Source organism: Mesorhizobium sp. B1-1-5 (assembly GCF_006443065.1).
GTDB lineage: Bacteria > Pseudomonadota > Alphaproteobacteria > Rhizobiales > Rhizobiaceae > Mesorhizobium.
On record NZ_VFWS01000002.1, the window covers coordinates 1 to 21,728 of the forward strand.

At 62.7% G+C, this 21,728-nt stretch carries 12 protein-coding genes and 3 pseudogenes; 8 read left to right on the forward strand and 7 right to left on the reverse strand.

The window, feature by feature from the left end:
- A partial coding sequence (locus FJ980_RS01090) for a DUF736 family protein (protein ID WP_140541128.1) occupies positions 1-200 on the reverse strand: 200 nt, incomplete at its 3' end.
- A 2,397-nt stretch (positions 201-2,597) separates the two neighbouring features.
- On the opposite strand from FJ980_RS01090, the gene FJ980_RS01095 reads away from it, so the two are divergent.
- From FJ980_RS01095 to FJ980_RS01120, 6 genes are all read left to right on the forward strand, one after another.
- Positions 2,598-3,227 (forward strand): LysE family transporter, encoded by a 630-nt coding sequence (locus FJ980_RS01095; RefSeq protein ID WP_140541129.1) that lies wholly within the window; start codon positions 2,598-2,600, stop codon positions 3,225-3,227.
- A 78-nt stretch (positions 3,228-3,305) separates the two neighbouring features.
- Positions 3,306-3,590, forward strand: coding sequence for a hypothetical protein (locus FJ980_RS01100; protein ID WP_140541130.1), 285 nt, complete (start codon positions 3,306-3,308; stop codon positions 3,588-3,590).
- A gap of 44 nt (positions 3,591-3,634) precedes the next feature.
- Entirely contained in the window at positions 3,635-4,483 is an 849-nt protein-coding gene (locus tag FJ980_RS01105) for a hypothetical protein (RefSeq protein WP_246676264.1), read from the forward strand.
- Positions 4,484-4,524: 41 nt separating this feature from the next.
- The gene (locus FJ980_RS01110; protein WP_181175750.1) at positions 4,525-5,214 is read left to right on the forward strand and encodes a TIGR00730 family Rossman fold protein; all 690 of its coding nucleotides are present in this window, start codon (positions 4,525-4,527) and stop codon (positions 5,212-5,214) included.
- A gap of 102 nt (positions 5,215-5,316) precedes the next feature.
- Positions 5,317-5,955 carry a gamma-glutamylcyclotransferase gene (locus tag FJ980_RS01115; RefSeq protein WP_140541131.1) on the forward strand — a complete coding sequence of 213 codons (639 nt, stop codon included), beginning with the start codon at positions 5,317-5,319 and terminating at the stop codon, positions 5,953-5,955.
- 376 nt (positions 5,956-6,331) lie between these two features.
- Entirely contained in the window at positions 6,332-7,849 is a 1,518-nt protein-coding gene (locus tag FJ980_RS01120; RefSeq protein ID WP_140541132.1) for a winged helix-turn-helix domain-containing protein, read from the forward strand.
- 95 nt (positions 7,850-7,944) lie between these two features.
- Here the strand turns inward: FJ980_RS01120 and FJ980_RS01125 are convergent, their stop codons facing one another.
- Positions 7,945-9,507, reverse strand: a complete 1,563-nt coding sequence (locus FJ980_RS01125; RefSeq protein ID WP_140541133.1) for a winged helix-turn-helix domain-containing tetratricopeptide repeat protein — start codon at positions 9,505-9,507, stop codon at positions 7,945-7,947.
- 347 nt (positions 9,508-9,854) lie between these two features.
- Here FJ980_RS01125 and FJ980_RS35215 point away from each other — a divergent pair.
- Positions 9,855-10,256: pseudogene (locus tag FJ980_RS35215) on the forward strand (SOS response-associated peptidase).
- Positions 10,257-10,361: 105 nt separating this feature from the next.
- Positions 10,362-11,240 (forward strand): annotated as a pseudogene (gene dinB, locus FJ980_RS01135) (DNA polymerase IV); the annotation flags it as partial.
- 259 nt (positions 11,241-11,499) lie between these two features.
- Here the strand turns inward: dinB and FJ980_RS01140 are convergent.
- From FJ980_RS01140 to FJ980_RS01160, 5 genes and pseudogenes are all read right to left on the reverse strand, one after another.
- Positions 11,500-12,429 (reverse strand): zincin-like metallopeptidase domain-containing protein, encoded by a 930-nt coding sequence (locus tag FJ980_RS01140; RefSeq protein ID WP_140541134.1) that lies wholly within the window; start codon positions 12,427-12,429, stop codon positions 11,500-11,502.
- A 270-nt stretch (positions 12,430-12,699) separates the two neighbouring features.
- A complete protein-coding gene (locus FJ980_RS01145) occupies positions 12,700-12,885 on the reverse strand; it encodes a hypothetical protein (protein WP_095769172.1) in 186 nt (61 codons plus the stop codon).
- Positions 12,886-13,467: 582 nt separating this feature from the next.
- A complete protein-coding gene (locus FJ980_RS01150) occupies positions 13,468-14,055 on the reverse strand; it encodes a hypothetical protein (protein ID WP_140541135.1) in 588 nt (195 codons plus the stop codon).
- Positions 14,056-14,562: 507 nt separating this feature from the next.
- Positions 14,563-16,233, reverse strand: coding sequence for a ParB N-terminal domain-containing protein (locus FJ980_RS01155; protein ID WP_140541136.1), 1,671 nt, complete (start codon positions 16,231-16,233; stop codon positions 14,563-14,565).
- A gap of 316 nt (positions 16,234-16,549) precedes the next feature.
- Positions 16,550-21,658: pseudogene (locus FJ980_RS01160) on the reverse strand (N-6 DNA methylase).
- Between the last annotated feature and the right edge of the window lie 70 nt (positions 21,659-21,728).

Genomic DNA, 21,728 nt, shown 5'->3' on the forward strand with positions numbered 1-21,728 from the left:
TCGCGGCCCTCGTTGGAGCGCTTGGACCAGGCGGCGCCGATCTCGGCCTTGCCGACCACCACGCGGTGGCTTGGAGCGTTCTCGCCGCTGGCCCGGGTGTCGGGAACGATGCGCACGCCCTTGGCCTGGACGCTGAGGGTGACGATCTCGCCGGTGAACTCGTTCGCATTGGTCTTCTTGAAGGTGCCGATGGTAGCCATTTTCAGTCTCCGCTTTCTTCTTTCCGAGCCCGCACCATGCGACCTCGATGGCGATCGTGAGGCCAAAGGCGACCGCCGCTGCATCGCTTGCGACCGCAGCAAAGCGCAGGATGGCGCAGGCGCGCGTTTCTTGGTTGCGCGAGGAATGGGCTTCGCCCAGGGGAAGAAACGCGCGTCGCGCCATTGCGGCATAGGCGATCGAGGCTTCAGCCGTCCTTCGGCCAGATCAGCCCGTTCGAGAGGTCGTTGGTGCCCGCTGTGAAATGGAGAGACGGGGACGATTGGATCATCTGCGCCTAAGGAGAAGATGTGGACCCTTTCGCCGTGCAGATGTTACCGCGGCCCGACATGTGCAGCATCAGAGGCTGGATCCATCTGGCGATCGCGGATGAGATAGGACTCGCCTTCGCGTGCATGACTGGGTAATGCCGTTGCTGGCTGCTATCGAAGCTGGCCCAGACACGCGCTCCAAATACCGGCTTTTGCAATTGAGGGGCCGCATATAGTGGACGTCTCATATAGGGCCAAAACGGAACGTCCTCTTTCAGATGATTAAGATAGAAAAGCCGACATCGGCGGAGCCCAGTGCAGAAGAGCAACGTATTTACCGCTACGGTCGCGGGGACAAAGCGATCGACGACGATTCCACAGGGCCGACTGAAGAAAAAAGTTAGCAAGATGCGAACAGGGATGCCTCAATCCGTTCGAAAGCCGCATAATGAACGAATAAGCTTCTCAGCACTTCCGGCATACCACCGTGACCCCCTCAGCGACTGAGACGAGGCGAGTTTCGAGTTACACCGACGCGACCAAGTGCGTCCTCGATTTTCGTCTGTCCAGACGCCGCCCATTTTCGGTCACCTGCCGATCATTTGCCCCCACACGGTGGTCCCTTCTGTGGCCAGGATGAAACACGTAGAACGAGGGCATATGACGAAGTACAGGGTAGTTGATCTTGTCATGGCAGCAACGGTGATCCCTCTGGATTGCGCAATGCGCGATCTCCGATTGAAGGCGAGACCGCCTGTTTCTCCGCGTCGCATCCGCAAACGGCAAAGATCATCCACGCCTCGACGATGTGGAGGCTTTTTTGGCTAGCCGGCATTGTCCGCTCGGGACGCCTGACTTCAAACAGGAGGAAGGCAGACGAACTTTGTTTGCAATAACATGGTCGGAGGGTACCTTGATACCTACTCTTGGGAAGCCGCAGCTCTGCGAGCCTGGGCCGTCATGGTCACTTGCTCAGTCCCTATAAAACCCCGATACGGCGAGCAGCGTCGGATTGCTTCGAATGCAGATCGAACGGCCTCTTCTGCATCTCTAGGATTGAACTCCAAAATCTTGATAGCCGAGACGTTTCCATCGTCAAAAGTTACGTCAAAATGCACGCTGAAGTCGCGGTTGAATCCTGCAGGCAATGTCCAACATCTTGACGCGGCCTCCGCAACCCCAGGTCCGGCGGTCGCAGGGAAGGCCATGAACAAGGTCAGGGCACTGACCAGATTACGCATTCCAACCGGCCACTTAGGACGGCCTGAAATATTCCAAGTCACTTGTAGGAGATGACGCGAACGTTGCACGCCTGGCATATTACGGGGTCCTGTTCGCATTAACGAACGACACCAGGAGGATACTGGCGCAGGGCCGCGCCTCGAACGAGCTTTAAAGTCCGATAACAAATTGAGCAGATCGTGCCCGCGACCAGCCCAACGTCGGTCATCGTGGCGGTGATTGCAAACCTGAACCATGCGTTCCTCTCCATGAGATCGCTGCGCCGTTTGACCTGGCGTCGGGAGAATTTTGCGTTGAAGCTGCGACCAATGTCCTGAGGTCCGGATGAAAGAGTCCTGAAACTATCGGCGGAACGCGATTCAACTCCCGAATCTCCGAGCGGTGGATAGCAGGAGCAGCGGTCCTCCCCGGAGCGCTACCGAGGGACGGCAGCGCCTCGATGGCGCCGCTTGCATGACGACTGTGACCAGCATCGTGAGCTGCGCGCCCACTCGGTAGACGCTCGGCGATCGCGATGAAAGCAGTCGGGCACGGTGCGCCGCACGGCGGCGAGCCGCCGAATAGGTAGCTCGGCGCGAGATTGAGGCGCCCGCAGCCTCTGGCCGCCGAGACGCGACGCCTTCCCATTAAGAGCCTCCACCATCGAAATGTGGCGGCCGATCGGCCCGATAAGCTTTCAGAACATTTTCAGCGTGCCTTCAGGACACGCGGATCGAACAGCGGCAGGCTGCTTAAACGACTGGAGCTCACCCCGGCCCGGACAGGCTCAGCGCAGAGGAACAGAGATATGTCGAATCTGCATCTCAACAATGTGCTCCTGTTTCCCGGTGCTCAACGGGTGCGCGAACAGGCTGAAACTTGTGTTGCACCACTGGAGGAAACACCATGAGCTGTGTCGCCGTCAATGGATTCCAGACAGGCCTTGCGCTCGGTATGGCCTCCATGGTCTCGGTCGGACCGAACAATCTGATGTTGATACGCGAAGGCCTGCTGCGCGGTCGGATAATGTTCGTGGCTAGCTTAGTCTGGGTAACCTATGTCGTCCTGATCGCGACCTCCTATTTGCTCGCCGGGTCGATCGCGGGCGCCGAGCCAGCGTTCAAGACAGTCCTTTCCTGGCTCGGTTTGGCGGCCGTGGCATGGTTTGCGCTGCAATCCTTTCGTGCCGCATCCGTTGCCGGCTGCATCGAGGATCGCTCCAGCAGGGATGCGATCGGCCGCTCATGCTTCGCCCGCGTCATGGGCGTGGTGTGCATGAACCCGCTAACCTATGTCGAGCTGCTGCTGGTGCCGGCCGCACTTGGCCAGTCATTCGCGGCCGGCGGCGCGAGGGTCGAATTCGTCACGGCGCTGATGCTGATGGCCGCGCTGTGCTGCTACGGCTATGCGCTTGGCGGCGGCATGATCGCCTCGCTTCTTCGTGGCCGGACGAATGTGCGCATCTTCGACCTAATCTCCGGCCTCATCCTCACCGGCATCACCTTGACAATGGCAGTCGGGCTCGCCGGCCGATGAGCGGCTTTCGGCGCCGCGTCGCCAGGTCCTAAACCAAGCAGCACTTGGCTCATTCCATCCCCCTTGCAGGAGATCGAGATGAAACGCACGACGGAATTCAAGGGCGCGCTCGTCAGCATCGGCTATGACGCCCGGAACGGCACGTTCCTCAGCATCGCCGAGGTTCATCAGTTCCTCGAAGTCGTCGAGGCGAAGAGTAACGCCTCGGACAAAGCCGCAGCGGTGGCGGGCAAAGGGGCGGAAGTCCATCGCGTCCGCCGCAAAAGCGCAGAAGTCGAATGTATGCCCGACATCGGCCAAGCCTCTCGGAACGCCGGCGAACTGCAGCAGACGCACTATCAAGAAATGATGCCGACCCAATGAACGCGAACCGCCCGGGCATACCGACGCGACAGGGGGAACCCGTAGTGAACATCCTATCGCATTTCGCCAAGAAGCAGACAGGCCTCGGCCAAACGAACCCAGTCGCCAAGGTGCTGCGCCGCACCGAGCAGCGGATGCGCGCCGCCCAACAGGTTTCGAACGCGGACGGGCCACGGGCGCCGCGGGAAGGGGCGGGTATTGACTGGACCGCGCGGACACTGCCGCGTCTGGCAAAGGCGGCGCGGGCACGCATGGCCGGTCCCGGTGGCTATTACAATCTCGGCAATGCGCTGGGGCTTGCCATGGGCATCGCGGTGCAGCTCACCTCAGGCAGCGCGGTGCACGGCACGGCGACAGGGGCGCTCTACGACTATTTCGCCGGCTCCGGCAGCGCGCTCGCGCTGACGCTGGCGACGTTGGTATTCTTCTGCAGTGGCGAGAGTTATCACCGCGCCTGGGTAGACCCCGGCGCATCCGACCAAAGGCTGAACCGGCTCGGCGACCTTTTATCCGCGGTCGGTGCAATTGGACTTGGCGCGGCGCTCTTCTTATCCGGCCAGCCACTCCTGGCGGCAACTGCGGGCCTAATGCATGCGTTTGGCAAGTTCGCCAGCGCGGCGCACCGGCCAGGCGTCCCCTTGTCCCTCGGATTGGGCTCAACCTGGCCCGCCGCTTGGCCAGATCCGTTCCGCAGCGCCGTGCTCGCCAGCCGGCTGCCGGCCATGCTGGCGGCCATGCTTTCCATCGCCAACGCCCTGCCCGGGGTGTGGTCCGGCGGCCAGACGCTCGCGCTCGCCGCGCCGCTGACGCTGCTGGCCTGTTATGCCCTGTGGGCCAGGGCCGACCTTATGCTGTTTGCCGGCCCTGGCACAGCTAGCTTGAATGAAGCTTGAGGAGATCGCCCGTGTTCGGGAGTGCTAACGAAGACAACAGTATGAGCGAACAACTACTTTATCCGCTGCAGATTAATATCAAAACCGTCGCAGTGTTCGGCGGCGCAAACCCCGGGAGTGACCCCCGCCTGAATATAGCTGCGGCGGCTCTGGGCAGTGAGATAGGAGCTGCGGGCATTCGCCTCGTGTATGGAGGCGGCAGCGAGGGATTGATGGGCGCGGTTGCCGCCGCTGCGGCCAATTCAGGGGGCGAGGTCATTGCCGTTGCACCGCAATTCCTGCTGGAACGGATGCGCATGCCGGGCGGCATCGCCCAGGTCATCGCAGTCCCCGACATGCACATACGCAAGCGGCTGATGTTCGACTACGCCGACGCCTTCGTTGCCCTGCCGGGCGGCATCGGCACGATCGAGGAACTGGCCGAGGTGATGACTTGGCGGAAGCTCAACCGGCACCAAAAGCCAATCCTTATGGCCAATTTTCTCGGCTTCTGGTCGCCTTGGCTGGCCTTGCTGGCCCATCTCGAGGAGACGGGCTTCCTGTGCGGCGAGGTATTGTCCGCCTGCCTCATCGCCGAACGGCCGGCGGCGATCCTGCCCATGCTGCAGCGCGGGGTCTCCTATGCGCAGGCGCCGCGAGCGGCGTGCGTTGCCGACGATCATGCGCATGCAAACGCAACGCCTTCACCAATGCCACAATTTGCTGCCAGCTCGATTGGGCATCCGGTCTGACCCTCACTTCACTTCAATTTCAGAACTAAATCAGCATCCGTTCAGGACACGACGGCCAAGCGCTGCGATGCTTCCGACAGAGAATATTGGACGAGGGCCGCGATGAACATCGCCCTTACTGAAGACCTCCTTGTCAAGATCGACTGCACGATCGATGACCCCGGCCCCGCGCCTGGGCTGCGATACATGGAGGATCACGACTATCTTGCGATCGGCAAACGGCTGCTTGCCGATCGACGCCGCAACGTCTGGGTATTCGCCTACGGATCGCTTCTGTGGAATCCGTGCTTCGAATTCGTCGAGGAACGTCCGGCAACCGTGTACGGTTGGCATCGGCGATTTTCCCTGTGGCTAACCCGGTGGCGTGGCTCGCGCGAACGGCCTGGCCTGATGCTGGCACTCGATCGTGGCGGCAGTTGCCGGGGTGTCGTCTACCGTTTGCCTGATCACAACATCGACCTAGCGATCAACCGGCTGCTGCGCCGGGAAATGGCGGCCAATCCGCCGACCAACGTTCCTCGCTGGGTGTCCGTCCGAAGCGCGGGCGGACAATTGCCGGCCATCGCCTTCGTCGCTAACCGGGCTGGCCCAGGATACGCGGCGGCGCTACCAGAGGAGACCACCGTGGAAATCCTGTCGCTTGCCGCAGGCCATATTGGCAGCTGCGCCGACTATCTGCGCAGGACGGTCCTTCAGCTCGAAATTCGCAATATTCGCGACGCAACGCTGTGGCGGTTGTAGGGCAAAGTCGCCGCCTACCTGGCCTCGCTGCCCACGCCCCTGCCGCCACCAACCCTGGAGGTCGACCATGCATGTGAAGGTTGAAGGACCATTCCCTCCGTCGATCATTGCGAGGGAGGAGGTGCATCGGATTTTGTCGACAGGCAGCGTTGAATTTTGTGGCGGTGAAGCGGTGCAGATTCTGCACTACCTTGACGCTTTAACACCTCGCGACCAAATGGCGCTCTCCGGCGAAGCACATCGGGGGCTGTGGCGGCGCCTTGCCGGACTTTTCAGGCCAGCCTCTATCGCACCGGCGTCCGACGGGCTTGACCTTTACCGTCCTATGAGGCTCCGATGATCGCAGCGCGATCAGGCGCAGCGATGGTGCAGGTGCTTGGCACAACAGATCGGCAGCGCAGTTCTCGATCTCGAACGCGGCACTTTACGGCGCGACGGCGAGATCGTGCCCATCAGACCAAAGACGTTTGATTTGCTCGCCTTTTTGGTGCGCAACCCAGGGCGCGTGCTGAGCAAGGACGAGCTTTTCGAAGCGGTCTGGCCCCGCTCCACGGTCACCGAAGACTCGCTCACCCAGTGCGTTCGTGATGTGCGCAAATGCCTAGGCGATGAGACGCAGTCGCTGATCCGCAACGTTCCTCGGCGCGGCTACATATTCCAGCCCGCCGACGGCGCCTTGTCGATATCGCCTGCATCGGCAGCAGTTGAAGCCATACGAGCACCTGAGCCAATGGTCGCTATACTGCCGTTTCGGGTTAGCGTTGCGGATTTGGCAGCAAAGTCGCTCTTTGATGGCGCGGTCGAGGAGATCATCAACGCGCTTTCCTACTTCAAAACCATTGCGGTACTTGCGCGTCATTCGGCCTTCGCGCTTGCCCAATACTCCGACCAGGACGTCTGGGCGACCGCAGCGCGCCTCGGGGTGGACTTTGTTGCCGGAGGCACCGTTGAGAGTTTCGACGACGGATATCATGCGCGTGTTGTTCTGTCGGAAACAGCGTCCGGCCGGCAGGTCTGGACGCAAGCATTTTCATTCAAAATGAGCGAAATCTTCGCGTTTCAAAAAACCGTTGCGCGGCGGATCGCGGCGGCGCTGGTCGCCAATATCGAGAGCGCGGCCATGCGGCGTGTATCTCCTGTAGCTGCCGCCAATGTCGAGGCTTACGTCCATATTCTGCGTGGCATTGCGCTGCTGCGCAGTTATGGCGAGGGGGTGAACCAGCAGGCGCGCGACCATTTGCTGAAGGCGTTGGAACTCGATCCGGATTCGGGGCTTGCCCACGCCTATCTCGCTTTGGCGGATACGATCATAGGTGGGTATCTCAGCGCCCCACAGTCTGTGCTTGATCAGACTCACAACCGAGCCCTGCACGCCATCGGCCTCAGCCCCGACGAGGCACGATGCCACCGGATTTTGGCTTTGATCCTCCTTTATCGGAACGACTTCGAGGCTGCGGCGCAGCATTTCGTTCGGGCGCTGGAACTCAACCCCTACGATGCCGATACGTTGGCTCAGACCGGCTTTTTCCACGCGCTTTGTGGAAATGCCGAGGCCGGCTTGGCACTTCTGGACCAAGCGATCCAACTTAATCCGATGCACCCGCATTGGTATTATTTCGACAGGGGGGAGGCCCTGCTTATTGCGGGTCGCTACAGGGAAGCCGCTATGTCGTTCTCCTGCTTACCCCTGAAGAGTGTGTGGTATTGGGGTCGGCTCGCGGCATGTCATGCTCTCGACGGGGATATCGAGAAGGCGCGGTCATGCGCCAAAACAGGAAGCGAACTCGAGCCGAGTTTGACCGTAGAAGCGATCGTTGCAGACTTTCGCCTGGTGCGCTCGGAGCTTCAGCAACGAATACGATCTGCTCTCGAACTTGCTGGCTGGGAGAGCTAACGAGAATCCAATTCGATGCCTCCCCAAAGGTGTATGCGAAGTGATGATCAGATGAGCCGCAGGTGAGTGACGCCACAAAGGAATCCAATCCTACGTCAGTCTGGAATACCCGCGCGCAACAGAGCGGTCAGATACCGTTCGAAGAATTCCACTTTCCTGAAAGTTCCCGTGCTGCGATAGAGACTTACCGAGAAGCCTGGGGACACGCGAAGCAGTTTCTGTGCAATCTCTCGTGCGCCATCAATGTGGCCGAGTTCGACAAGCGCGAAAACAACAATCCTATAGCAGGTCGCCCAGGTGGGGGCTGCATCGATCGCCTCGGATCCGACGGATAGGGCATCGCCATATCGCCCCGCGATCATGTGGGCCGTGGCGATTCCGGAAAGGCTGAACCCTATTTCAGGGTCGATCGGATTGAGCCTCATTGCGCGCTCGAACGATTGCAGTGCGGATTTCGCATCACAGATATAATTGCTGACCCAGCCACTCGACGTGAGCACACGCCATGAGCTTCCACCAAGCGAGCTTGCACGATCCAACGCTCTTACCGCTGCGTCATAGCGTTTGCCGAGATAGGCTAAGGCGTGGCCGGCACAGGCCAGCGTCGTCGGATGGTCTGCATGTGCCTCCAGAGCTTCGGTGGCCAAGCGCACGCCCTCGGCATCTTCGACAACCGTCGACCAGTGCTGCGATTTTCTCAGCACATAAGCATATGCGGCTAGCGCCTTAGCCAACGAATAGCCGGGGTCCAGCGCGACCGCACGATAAAGAAGACCAAGCGCGTCGTCATTGAATTTGCGGGTGGTGATGACGGAATTGATGTTTGGCAGCGCACGCAAGCACAGATCGTAAGCCGCCAGGCTGTCAGTAGCCCGACCGCGCATTCGCTGCAGCTCGGCAAGTTTCAAGGTCGGCTCGACCGCACCGACGATGGCTTCCGTAATGCGGTCCTGCAGTTCGAATATGTCCTCCAACCTGCCGTCGAACTTGTCCGCCCAGACGTGACGCCCAGTCTCGGCATCGACCAACTGCCCTGTGATGCGAACGCGATCTCCCGCCTTGCGGACCGACCCTTCGAGCAGATAACGGACCCCAAGTTCACGGCCCACCTGTTTCGCATCAACAGCTTTCCCCTTGTAGGTAAAGCTTGAGTTGCGGGCGATGACGAAGAACCATTTGACGCGTGATAATTCCGTTATGATGTCTTCGGAAATTCCGTCGGCGAAATACTCCTGTTCGGGATCGCCGCTGAGGTTGCTGAACGGCAAGACAGCAATTGAAGGTTTCGCCTCGTCGTCTGTCTGATTCTCGCGATGGACAGCTCCGGAACTGGCATCCGGTGCGACCTCCAATCGTTCTATTACGAAGCGATAACCTCTGCGTGGAATGGTGTGCACCAGAATCTGCGCCTCATCGCCAAGCGCACGCCGTATGTCGCTGATTGTTTGGGTCAGCGAATCCTCGGTCACGGTAACATCTGGCCAGACGGCGTCCATCAGTTCAGCCTTTGGCACAACCCGGCCGGCGTTGCGGATCAGGCAACTCAGCAAATCAAACGATTTCGGTCGTAGCGCGATTTCCGCCGAACCATTGCGTAACAGGCCAGCATCGGTATCTAGGCTGAACCCAGCGAAGCGGTAGATCGGCCCAGCTGCCATCTTATTGCTCTCACCATTTCAGAATTACTTCAATGGTTCCTTCAGGCTCATTTTAGCGGTGTTCTCAAGACATAGTAATGTGGCGCACTGTAGTGTGGCACTCCACGTTGAGAGTAGCAAGTCATTCCCGAACATGCTCGTGGATGGCGTCCAAAGTCATTTGGGCCCTCCGGCATGCGCATCGCAGCCCCCAACCTCTGTAGGACCAGCTTTCTGAGTGCCAACGAAAGATAGTCAGTGCCCTTCGAGAAGGATCTCTTTGACTCTACCTGACCGAGGCATGGCTGCAGCGTCGCTCAACCTCCATTTATGCTTGTAGGACGAGTCATGATGTCTACGCTCCTGTCCTGGCCCGATTGTCCCGTCCGCTGTGGCATCGAGATTGCCGCCCTTTCACTGTGGTGCGGGCAGAGGATCGATCATTCCCGAGCCATCGCTGCCTAGTGCCGGCGTCCGAATTCCGGCACCGCAGCCAGGGGAAGAACTACAGCTTTCGCCTCGCCAACGGGAACTGGTTCTATTTCGCCGGCATCTGGCGGCCGGCGACGGGGCGATTGACCGGAAGCCCACGCAATCCCCACGATCGGGGCCAATGACGACGTCGTCGCCAGATGGCGGTGCAGACCAGCGCTCGGCTTGGCTGGATATGACCCCGTCCCGAACACGAAGTCCTTCGTCCCCTTCCGGGGGGCAGTTTTCGGACTTCCCGCCGCAGTCAGGGTCGCGCGCAGGCTGAATTTGCGATCTGAGAGTCCTAGATCCGGGTAGCACGAAGCACATATCCTGGCCGAGTGCATTGCAGTCATATAGCCCCAGACCGCAGCGCCGACCCGCGTAAGATCATCCATGTCGACATGCATGCGTTCTACGCGTCGGTCGAACAGCGTGACAAATCCGGACCTGCGCGGCAGCGCTTGCCGTTGGCGGGGCCGCTGCGGGCTGCGTGGTGGCTGCCGCAGGCTACGAGGGCCCGGGCTTCGGTGTTCGCTCCGCGATGCCTTCCGTCACGGCAAAGCGCAAATGCCCCGAGCTGGTCTTCGTGCCGCCCCGCTTCGACGTCTACCAGTCCGCCTCGGCCCAGATCCGCGAGGTGTTCGCCGAACACACCGATCTCATCCAACCGCTCTCGCTCGACGAGCCCTATCTCGACGTGACGCAGAACAGGCTCAATATTTCGTCTGCCACGACGATCGCCGAGATGATCACGGCAAAGATCCTGCTAATGACCGGTGTCACCGCTTCCGCCAGCATCTCATACAAGAAATCCCTCGGCAAGATGGCGTCCGATCAGAACAAGCCAAACGGCCAGTTCGTCGTCACGTCCCGTGATGGGCCTGCCTTCGTGGAGATGTTGCCAGTCAAGAAATTTCATGGTGTGGGTCCCGCGACGGCCGCCAAAATGGAGGCGCTGGGCATTAAGACCGGCGCCGATCTCAAGGACCGCTCGCTTGTCTTCTTGCAGCAGCATTTCGGCAAGTCAGGGCTCTGGTACTATCAGATCGCGCGCGCCATCGACGAAACGCGCGGTCGAGCTGGATCGGCCGCGCAAATCCATCGGCGCCGAGGATACGTTCGCAGCCGACATCTTGGAGCTCGCTGCAGCGATCGCCGAACTTAAGCCGCTGACAGTCAAGGTTTGGGGATACTGTCAAGGCAATGACATCCGGGGCCGGACGATCACGCTGAAGGTCAAATTTGCCGATTTCCAGCAGATCACGCGCAGTCGCGCCGTGTCGGTGACAACAGAATCCGGCTGCTAGGCGTCACGCTTTCGTCGCTAGGCGATGTGTTGCCGCCGGAACAACGGCAACTTCGGTTCGAACTTGAGGATGGCCGCGAAAAGGAAATCTGCCCGGCTCTTCGGATCAGCCCGCGTGGGGATATTTCGCCACTACCTGGGAGGCTTCTCCGGCATAGTCGTCGGCCGGCACGGCCGAGCAAAACAGAGGGGGGAGCACTTGGCCTCCCCTCCGAAGCCTGATGCGCGAAATATCAGGCGGCCTCGCATTCTTCTGCGGCCTGCGGCTGAAGCCCATGCACGAAACCGACGGCGCGCTGCGCATGAGCTGTGGCCGAGAAGATCGCGCGCTCGTCGTCGGCGAGGATTTTCAACCACGAGCCGAGGTAGCTCGCATGGTCCGGCCGGGGCTCGAGTTCGGGCGCGATACCAAGATCGGCGCAGAGGAAGCAGCTTCCGAGCTCGGCAATCAGTTCCTCGCGCGCTCGCTCGCTGCGATCCTTGGCGTAGCGGCTAAGGTCGCGGTTCACGCGATGCGGCGCCGAAGTCCAATGGATGACCTCGTGACTGAGTGTGGCAACGTATGACGGGGCGTCCCGGAACGTCTGGAAAGGCGGCATCTGGATGTGGTCCGTCACCGGGGCGAAGTAGGCGCGATCCCCGCCGTGCTGGATTAGCGCCCCAGTATTGGCGAAGAACTGGTCGGCATGCCCGATCCGGGCGATCGGATCGCGCACCGGCTCCGCTTGCCGTCGATAAAACTGGTTCGGCAGGCCATCGATTTGCGCAATGTTGAAGACGGAATACGCCCTGAGGAACGGGATCTCGCGGTCGATTTCCTCGTCCCTGGTGTCCGTCTCCGTCCTGGTGAAGCGGCTGGCGAAGACCACTGCAGGGCCGGTCTCGCCCTTGCGAACCCCGCCGCCAAGGTCGAGCGCCTGCTTGAATGTCATCCACATCGGGCTGGAAAAGCCGCGTGCGACAGCCTCCGACCAAAGCAGCAGCACATTAATGCCGTTATAGGGCAGACCATTGTGTCTGAGCGGCCGGGTGACGCGGCCGGAGGCATTGCTCGGTTGCCACGGCTGCATCCAAGGACGGATACCCTTCTCCAGCTCGGCTACGATGCGGTCGGTGATCCGCGCATAGACGTCCATGCGCTCTGCATTTTGTTTCCTGGTCATTTTCATGAACCTCCAGTTGCGGGCCACGCCGATCGCGGCCCCGTCACGGGGTCCGCTTGGGCGGAGCAGGAAGGCGGGCCGCGCACCCGACCGGGTCCCATCGTGCTTGCACGATGGGGTGGGCCGCAGCGACAGCGGAGGACGGCGAAGCCGTTGCGCTGACTGCCTGGCTCCGCCAGGACCTCGGGAACGACGGGGTGCGCGAGCGGCCGTCAGAAAGTAGGAAGGCGGCGCTGGGCGCCGCCTGAATGCAGTCGAGAGAAGGCCGGTTCAATGAACCGACCGGCCCCCGCTATAGGGATCGTATTCGAAGAGGATTTCAACATCGGCGTTGTCGAGCTCAGAGGCGGGCATGACGCCAAATTCGTTGTCGACCTGGAAGAGGATAACGGGGACCATGAGAGTGCGGGCGAGGGACCAGGCGGCCTTTTGGGCGAGTATGAGATCGTGGGACATCTGAGGCTCCATCTTGGAGCGGGCCAATTCCCGCTCGATGGCTCCGTCAGTGTGCGGAGGCGGGCGCGATCACCCGAAGGCGTCAGCCGAGCGGCCGCAGCGTGCTAGCGGACCCCTTGCGGGTTGATCGGGGAAGATCCGCAGCCGCACCAGGAAAGCCATCACGAGAGAGCGGGGATTGGGCCGTGAAAGAGCCCAGCGTGCCGATCGGGCCGAGGCTGGCGAAAGGAGCAGGCATCGGCGGCCCTCCCCTCAGCGTCGCGCGCCGGAAGCGACATGCGAACCCGGGGCAAAGTCGCGCACATGAAACCGCTGGAGCGAGAGATTGTCGTTGTCGAGTTGGTCGCCAGGGGGCGGAAAATTGGGAGACGATGCAGCCGTAATGCCCGAGCGCACCGGATGGCAGCAGGTCGCCTCTCCTCGTGCACCAGGAGCGGCACTCGCGACGTTCACTTGGCGATGATCGAAAGCGGCCTGTTCGGCCCATGAAAATCGGCTAGGCCCTTCGCAGTTGATGCGACGGCCGGATGAGCCGGACGTGCTCATGGAAGGAGGGCGGGACCGGAGCCCCGCCCTCGACGTTCATCCGAGAGCTGCCATCTGCAGTTCGGCCGCCTTGCGGTCGACGGATTGGCCGGGGTTCTCGACTGGACGCTCGAAGGGCTTCCAGACCTCGCCTACAACCTGCTCGTAGGCGGCGATCGCCCCCTCCGCGGCCATGCGCAGCGCATGGGCCTGTAGTGCCATATCGGCGGCGAACTCACGCTTGCGCTGGGCAGCGCTGTCGAAGCCGACCGGTCCACCGACGTCTTCGTTCCGATCGTCGCAGGCCGACTTGGCCGTCGCGTCCCGTGCCTCGGAGACCGCCCGGCTGTAGAACTGACCGGCCCCGTAGGCGGACCCGACAAAGGCGCCGACGACGCGTTGCAGGTGTATCTGCATGGCGCGTTCGCCCAGCCCCTCGTCGAGCGCCGCGGCCGTGACCACGAGGAGCTTTTCGTGCAAGTCGCGAATGCCGTCGCTGTCGAGCACCGGGAGGCCAAAACTCTCCGAGACGAGCGAGCACTGTGCGGCGTCGGGGCACACGAGTCGGACCATTTGGAAGGTAGTGCCCTTGCGCAACGGAGCGACGCGGGCGGTTGCGCGGGGATTGGCGGCTTTCCTGGTCATTGGCATGTCCTTTCTTCTGGTTCTCGAGGCCAGGACCGGCTCCGTGCCGGCCCTCCCTCGGGCGCGGACCAAAAAGAACCGGCGGAATGACGGGCGCTTCAGGGTCCGGGCGGACCGAGACGAGCATGGAAGGGTTGCGGCCAAGCAGGGCTTTTCTTCAGCCCTCGCGCGGGGCGCGGGCCTGCCATGCCGAGACCGGACCGATCCGGCCGCCTCGCGGCGCGGAACGCGGCCTTGAAGCGGACGGCCGCAGGTTCAGGACCGCACAAAGCCCGAGTGAGGACCGGCACGGGCCTCGACTTCGACATTGAAACCGAAGGACGGGTGATCATGGCCACCTGCAGATTCATCGACCGGAGGTGGCTCGGCATGTACACCACGGTCACCCCATGATGGCCTTGGGCTACGCCGGAGGTACCGTTATCGGCAGCGCTCGCTGCCCCGGCCGTACACCTGCAGCCGCCAAGCGAACCTGGCGGCGGCAGAGCGATCAAAAGGAGGCGAGGTCTATTCGGCGGCCTCGCGGTAGCCTTCCTCGAGCTCGCCTTTCTCGGAACGTTGGTCCTCTCCACTCAGACCGTCGACCTCAGGCCCAACGCCATCCTCGGCCTCGGTGACGGTGCTCTTGGACAGCCACTCGGTCAGGCTTGCCTCATCGGGAGCGAACAGGGCAGCCGGGTGGACGAAGTGCCCCTCCTTGAAGTGCTCGACGAGCGCGGCCCGCGTGTCCTTTACGCGCGCCCGCGGCAGAACCGGCGTACCGGCGCAGGAGCCCTCGAGCGCCGGACGCGACAGACAGGACAGGAAGTCCTCGGTGCCCATATTGGCGAGGAAGCTGTCTGCCCCGATCGCGCCGCCTGCGACGAGCGCCACCACGCCCGACTTGCTCATGCCCTCGCGGCAAGAGAGCGCCTCGATGAGGACGCCCCGGGCCGCGATACGCAAAGTCTCGGCGTCGAAGGCGAACTTGCCCTCGGCATCGAGGAGGGTGGCGGCGTGCCGAGGCATGCGGCAACCGAACCCATGGTCGCCGCCGGCCCCGGAATCAACGCGCACGTTCTGGCCAGCGAAGGCGAGAACGAGCAACGCCAACAGCGTGTCGTCCTCGATCGGCGCCCGTGACAGCGCCTCATGGAGAGCATCGGTGCGCAGGTCGCCGATCATCTCGATCCCCTTACGGGTCACATCGGGACGCGACTTCGGCATGACGATCGCCTCGGCGGCTTCCGTCGCGTTGGCCTTCTTGTTGGTCTCGGGCAGACGGAAGTGAACGGTCTTCACCTTTCCCTCGCGGTCGAGATACATCGCGGCGTGATCCGACTTCTTCGGCGTGCCATAAACGCGTTCCGCCTTTGGCGGCAGCTTCACCTCGCCATAGGTGTTCGGTTCGGTGATGATGCCTTTCTTGGGCAGGTTCTGAGTCATCCATTCCTGCTGGGCGCCGAGGAAGGCCTCGACGTCGGTGGTGTACCGGCTGTCCTGGTCGGCCGGTGCGAACAGATCCTCCACCCAGGCGATGCCGTAGGCCTCGCGCAGCTCGTCGCCAAAGCTTGCGTCGCGCGCGTACATGCGGCGCTTGGTGAGACCGTTGGCGATGCTCCACCACGACACCTGCGGATCGCCCTTGTTGGGCTTTTTGGCCTTCCAGACCTCCTTCTGCTCCTCAAGCGAAGCGGCCGCGATAGTGCGGAGCTGCTGCTCGTTCGGCATATCGCCCTTGGCCATGGCGTCGAGCATCGCCGGCAGCACATTGGCGAGCAGGCGCAGCTTCTTGATCTGGCGCGCCGACTGCGCGAGGGCGATCGCAATGGCCTCTTCGGTCCAGTTCAGCGCAACGAGACGCTCGATGGCACGCCACAGATCGACCGGGTTAAGCTGCTCGTGCGTGATCGAGGTGGCCAGCGAGCGCATCGCGCCGCCGTCCTCGGCTCGAGGCACGACCAGAACGGCGATCTCTTCGAGACCTGCAGCGATCGCCTGCTTCGCCCGGCGATGACCCTGATCGATGACGAAGCCATTGCCGCCATCGGCCTCAGCGAAGACGATCAGCGGCTCGACAACACCGATGGCCTTGATCGTTGCCAGCAGCAAGGCGTCGGCCTGAGGGCTGGACTTGGAGCGCCGCGCCTTGTCAGGATTGTCCTTGAGCGAGCGCGGATCGACAAACTTCAGTTCCATTGGAATGCTCCTTGGTGGGTTATGGACAGGCCCCGTCGCCGGTCCTTTCTCGTCTTCTTTCCGAAGACATCCCCCGGGCCCGCGGAGCGGGCGGGACGGGGCAATTGCGCTGGAGCATCCCTGCCCGGCTGGCCAAGCGGGGCTTCTTCAGCCCTGCGCAGGATGACGGGCCGGGATGGCGACGGGCGCGATTGAGCGTCAGCGTCGGCGGACCACCCGATCTGCGAGCAGTCCTCCTTGCTTTTTCGCTTCCCTACTTCGTTCGGGAAGGCCCCTCCACCGAGCCGGCGAGGGCCGCTCAGAACGTGGGGGCGGGTTACGCCGCCTGCACCTCAGCGGGGCGTACACCATCGATCTCCTGCGACAGCGATCTTTCCATTTCGGAGAGCTGGCGGCGCTTGTCGGCCAGTTCGTCCGAGAAGGCGAAGGTACTGCCCGCGCGTGAGCGATAGCACGCGAGCCGCCGCTCGGCCTCCGCGAGCCGGTGGCGTGCGCGCTCCTGCTCTTCCTCGAGATTGCCAAGCACATGTTCGAGCTTTGCAATCGCGCGAAACGGCGTGGTGGTCACAGGTAACTCGACTTCCGTCGTCGCGCCGGCGCGCAGCAACGTGGTGATGTAGCCATAGCTGTCCTGGCCAAAGCGCTCGCCGCAATATTGGAGTTCGAACCCACCGATCGCGGCGATGGTGCGGGTACCGGCATGCTGGAGCTGGATCAAGGTCAGGATCTCGGTCATCAGCGCGCGGCCGGCGAGCTTGCGCTCCACATATGTCGCGTTGCCCACGCTCATGCGGAACGCCTCGCCCGTCGTCGGAACCAGCCGCGCGAGGTCCTGGCCGATCTCGCCAATGCGACGTGTCGAGTGTTCGATGTCGCGCTCGGCATCGCGGATCTGCCGGCGGATGGCGAACTGATCATCCTGATGCGCCGCCCTCAGGCGTTCGAGCCGGGCGATGTCGGCCTCGAGCCCGGCCTTCTGCATCAGGCGCGGGTCGCCCGAGGCAATCGCCTTGGCCATGGCGAACTGGTTGACCTGCCCTTCGCCGAGGTCGTCGAGGCGGCGCACCGAGGTGTCGCCCGAGAGTGCAGCGGCGATGAAGCGAGCCTTGCGCTCGTTGTTCTGCCACATCTGGGCGTCCATCGAGCCTTCGGTGGCATAGGCGAAGATGTCGACGATGTGGTGCTGGTTGCCCTGCCGCAAGATGCGTCCCTCGCGCTGCTCGATTTGCGAGGGGAGCCATGGCACGTCGAGATGATGCAGCGCCTTGAGCCGGAGCTGGGCATTGACGCCGGTGCCCATGGTGTCGGACGAGCCGATGAGAAAGCGGACTTTGCCCGCGCGGACGTCGCCGAACAGCCGCTGCTTGGCCTCCGACTTCTTGAAGTCCTGCATGAAGGCGATTTCGGCCGCCGGCACGCCCATGCGCACCAGCTCGTCGCGGATCCAACGATAGGCCGAGAAGCCCCGCGTCCGCTCAACATTGAGCGTGCCGAGATCGGAAAAGATCATCTGCGCGGCGCCAGTCAGTTCGAACGGCGTGCCGTCCGGCCGGACGTAGGCTGCGTCTGCGGTGTCGCGCCAGATGCGGTAAGCATTGGCGATGAGGTCGTTGAGCTTATTGCCCGGCTCATAGTCATTGTCCGGATCGACGAGGCGGAGGTCGATCGCGGCATGGCGGCCATCGGTGATGACCGAGAGCAGGATATCGTCGCCGGGCTCGGGTGGCGTTTCGCGCCCTTCGATTGCCTTGATCCGGGCGTCGAGGAGAGCCTGGTAGCGCTTGAACGCGACAGATGGTTTGCAGGTCCTGATCTGCCGCGTGCCGGTCGAGAGCGCCGGCACCTTGACGTAGTCGCGCAGATCCTCGGGCGTGATCACATCCGCAAAGGTGCGGAACATGGCGATCAGCTCAGGGACATTGACGAAGGTGGCGAAGCGGGTGACCGGTTTGTATTTGCCGTTGGGCTGCAGCTCGAGTTCGGTAGTGACGTCGCCGAAGGTCGAAGCCCAGGCATCGAACTCGTGGAGGCCACGCTCGGACAAAGCCGCGTAGCCGAGGTAGCGCTGCACCGAGAACATCTCGCCCAACGTATTGGTGATCGGTGTACCGGAGGCGAGGACGAGCGCCCTGCCCGGGTTCCTGGTCTCGATGAAGCGGGATTTCACATAGAGGTCCCAGGCGCGCTGCGAGCCGTTCGGATCGATCCCCTTCAAGCTCGACATGTTGGTCGCGAAGCTGAGCTTCCTGAACTCCTGCGCCTCGTCGACGATGATCTGGTCGACGCCGATCTCGGAGATGGTGAGCAGGTCGTCCTTGCGGGTTGCGAGGGCCTCCAGACGTTCCTTGAGGCCTTCCTTCAGCCGCTCGAGGCGCTTGCGCGACACGCGATCGCCGCTTTCGACCTTGGTGAGCAGGACCTCATAGAGCGCGAGCTCGTCCTGAATCATCTGCTGTTCGAACGAGGACGCAACGCCGATGAAGCGGAAGGCCGAATGAGTGATGATGATGGCGTCCCAATTCGCCATGGCCGCACGGCTGAGGAAGCGGCGCCGCTTGTCCTTTGTGAAATTGGTCTCGTCGGCGACGAGGATGCGGGCCATCGGATAGAGCGCCAGGAACTCGCGCGCGGCCTGCGCCAAGCAATGTCCTGGGACGACCATCATGGCCTTGGCGATGAGACCGAGCCGTTTCTGCTCCATGACGGCGGCCGCCATGGTCATGGTCTTGCCGGCGCCTACGGCGTGCGCGAGATATGTCGAACCGGCCGAGATGATGCGCCAGATGCCGCGCTTCTGGTGTCCCTAAAGAGAAACCGCGCCTGAGGCGCCTGCAAGTTGCAGATGGTCCCCGTTGAACCTTCGCGGGGCGATGTTGTTGAACCGGTCATTATAGACCCGCGCCAGCCGGTCGGTGCGGTCGGGATCGGACCAGATCCAGTTTTGGAAGGCCGTTTTGATCTTGGTGAGTTTCTCCTTGGCCGCCTCGGTGTCGACGACATTGAGCACGCGCCGCTCGCTGTCGCCATCCTTGATGGTGTCAAAGATCTGCGGCATGCGGCTGTTGAGCGCGTCGGTGACGAGCTCGCCGGCATGCCGGCGCTCGGTGCCCCACTCGGACGTGCCGGACGCCATGTAACCGAGCTGGCGGGCGTCGACCGTCCAAGAACCGAGCTCGGGCATGTGGTGAATGCGGATCTCGGCGCCCATCGTCTCCTTGACGAAGGCGACGACATCGGCGGCCGGAATCCAGGGTGCGCCGAGACGCGCGGTGATGTCGGATGGGCCGAGATCGGCGGGCTGGACAGCTAGGAGGGCGCGGACGTTGCGCTCGAAGGCGGGATCGAGAGCCGCGGCGGCTTCAGCGGCCTTGAGCTTGCCGCGGACCTGGCCGGAGAGATAGTCGTCGGCGGTCCGCCAGGCGCCGCTCTCCGGATCGCGGTAGATGGCGTCGCCCAGATCGGCGATGACCAGGTCGGGATCGACATGCGACAGCTCGGCGATCTGATCGATATCGACTAGGCCGCGCTCGTTCAGCACGACCGCGAGAGCGTCTGCTGGCGAATTGATGATCGGGGCCGCGGGCGGTGCGATCACCCGCTCGGTGAAGATCGGACCAGGCCGGGCGGTGTCCGTCTCGAGGTCGTAGTCCTCGATCGAGGCCATGAGCCAGCAATCAGGATCATCGAGGAACGGCGCGAGGTTCGGACGGCGATGCGTCTCGCGCACCTCGCCGGTCTCCGGGTCCTCGCTGGTCGACACGACGGTGGTGTTGATCGGACCGAAGGCACGGACGAAGTTTGACCAGGCGATGCGCAGCTTGACCTGCGCCGCCTTCCACGGCCGATCCAGCTCCTGCGCTTTGAGGACCTCGCGCACCGCGTCGCGGATCGGGATCAGCTTGCGGATGATGCGGGCGTGCTTGTCGAGCATCCCATCGCTCGACCGGCCCTTGCGAACGGTGAGGGTCACTGGCGCGCCGTCGACCATCTGCATCAGCGTGGTGTTCGAGGCGACGAAGAAGCTGCCCTCTCGGATCGAGGGACCTGCGGGGCGGTCTTCACCGAGGTGCTCGGTGTGCCCGCCTTCGAGATCGATCCTCTCGGGCTCGCCGTCATAGACGGCTTCCGGAAGAAGCGAGATGGCATCCGACAGCGCCTCTGCAAGGTCGACGCCCTGACACGGGAGGCAGGTATACGTCTCGCCAAACCGTCCCGACGTGGTCGCGTGCGTGCCGAGCACGAAATCCGGTTGCCGGGCAAGCCAGCGGTTGATGCGGATCGCGCCATCGCCGCCGTCGGCAGGACGGACCTCGTCCGTATCGAGCCACGACAGATCGCCTTCGGCCTCGCCGTGCCCACGCTTGCGGAAGAAGAGGACGTCCACCACCACGTCGGTGCCGGCGTCGGCCCGGAAACTGCCCTCGGGAAGGCGGATGGCGGCGACCAGATCGGCGGTCTTGCCGATGTGCTCGCGCACCGAACGATCCGTCTTGTCCATGGTGCCCGAGCTGGTGACGAACGCGGCGAGACCGCCGGGCTTCAACAGGTCGATCGAGCGGGCGATGAAGTAATCGTGCAGGCGCAGCCCCATCGACCGATAGGAGCGGTCCGAGCGGACGATACGGTCCGAGAAGGGTGGGTTGCCGATGGCGAGATCGAAGTCAGCCGGCAAGTCGGTGCGGGCGAAGTCGGCGTTTACAATGCGTGCCCGAGGCTGGAGTAGCCTGGCAATCCGTGCGGTCACCGGATCGAGCTCGACGCCGGTGACGTGCATCTGGTCGCGCAGTTTTGCCGGCATCAGCGCCGCAAACAATCCCGTGCCGATACCCGGCTCGAGCACCCTGCCCCCACGCCAGCCGAGACGCACCAGGCCTGCCCACATCGCGCGAACGATGAACTCTGGCGTGAAGTGCGCATATTGCGTGCAGCGCGCGAGGGAGGCGTAGTCGGTGCTCGACACCATCTCCTCGAGCTCGGCGCCGATCGCGTCCCAGCCGGCGCGGAAAGCATCGTCGCCGGGGCGGCGAAACAGCGCATTGGCGAGCTCGGACGCACCAAAGCCGGTGAAGCGGATCAGCCGCGCCTGTTCCTCGCGCGTCGCCGGCCGATCGGCGCTCTCGATTTCGGCGGCGAGCCGTATCGCATCGAGATTATCGCGGGCTCGCTGCTTCCAGCTCCGGGCAAGACCGCGATCGGTCTCGAGGAAGAAGTTGTTGCCATCCAGGCCGGCCTCGGCCGCGCGGCACAGCGAGTGGACGGTTTGGAAGGCCGGCTGCGACTCCGGCACGGCGGACGTCGTAGTCTCTTCGGCTTCGGCCTTGTCGGCGCCGAAGTCGTTGCCGAAGGCGGTGATGCCGAAGCCGAGATTGGACGAGAGCGTGGTGGTGTTGAACAGATCGAGCGTGAATGGATCGTCGTTGGACATCTGGAGAAATCCTCGTCTTGAAGGCGCGCGCAAACCCCCCGGCCGAGCGGGTCGGCCAGGCGATCGATGT

Excerpts from the sequence above, each read along its gene's own strand:
- FJ980_RS01115 (WP_140541131.1), top strand. The coding sequence starts at position 5,317 with ATGAACATCGCCCTTACTGAAGACCTCCTTGTCAAGATCGACTGCACG.
- FJ980_RS01140 (WP_140541134.1), bottom strand. The coding sequence starts at position 12,429 with ATGACCAGGAAACAAAATGCAGAGCGCATGGACGTCTATGCGCGGATC.
- FJ980_RS01150 (WP_140541135.1), bottom strand. The coding sequence starts at position 14,055 with ATGACCAGGAAAGCCGCCAATCCCCGCGCAACCGCCCGCGTCGCTCCG.
- FJ980_RS01145 (WP_095769172.1), bottom strand. The coding sequence starts at position 12,885 with ATGTCCCACGATCTCATACTCGCCCAAAAGGCCGCCTGGTCCCTCGCC.
- FJ980_RS01095 (WP_140541129.1), top strand. The coding sequence starts at position 2,598 with ATGAGCTGTGTCGCCGTCAATGGATTCCAGACAGGCCTTGCGCTCGGT.
- FJ980_RS01125 (WP_140541133.1), bottom strand. The coding sequence starts at position 9,507 with ATGGCAGCTGGGCCGATCTACCGCTTCGCTGGGTTCAGCCTAGATACC.
- FJ980_RS01100 (WP_140541130.1), top strand. The coding sequence starts at position 3,306 with ATGAAACGCACGACGGAATTCAAGGGCGCGCTCGTCAGCATCGGCTAT.
- FJ980_RS01110 (WP_181175750.1), top strand. The coding sequence starts at position 4,525 with ATGAGCGAACAACTACTTTATCCGCTGCAGATTAATATCAAAACCGTC.
- FJ980_RS01155 (WP_140541136.1), bottom strand. The coding sequence starts at position 16,233 with ATGGAACTGAAGTTTGTCGATCCGCGCTCGCTCAAGGACAATCCTGAC.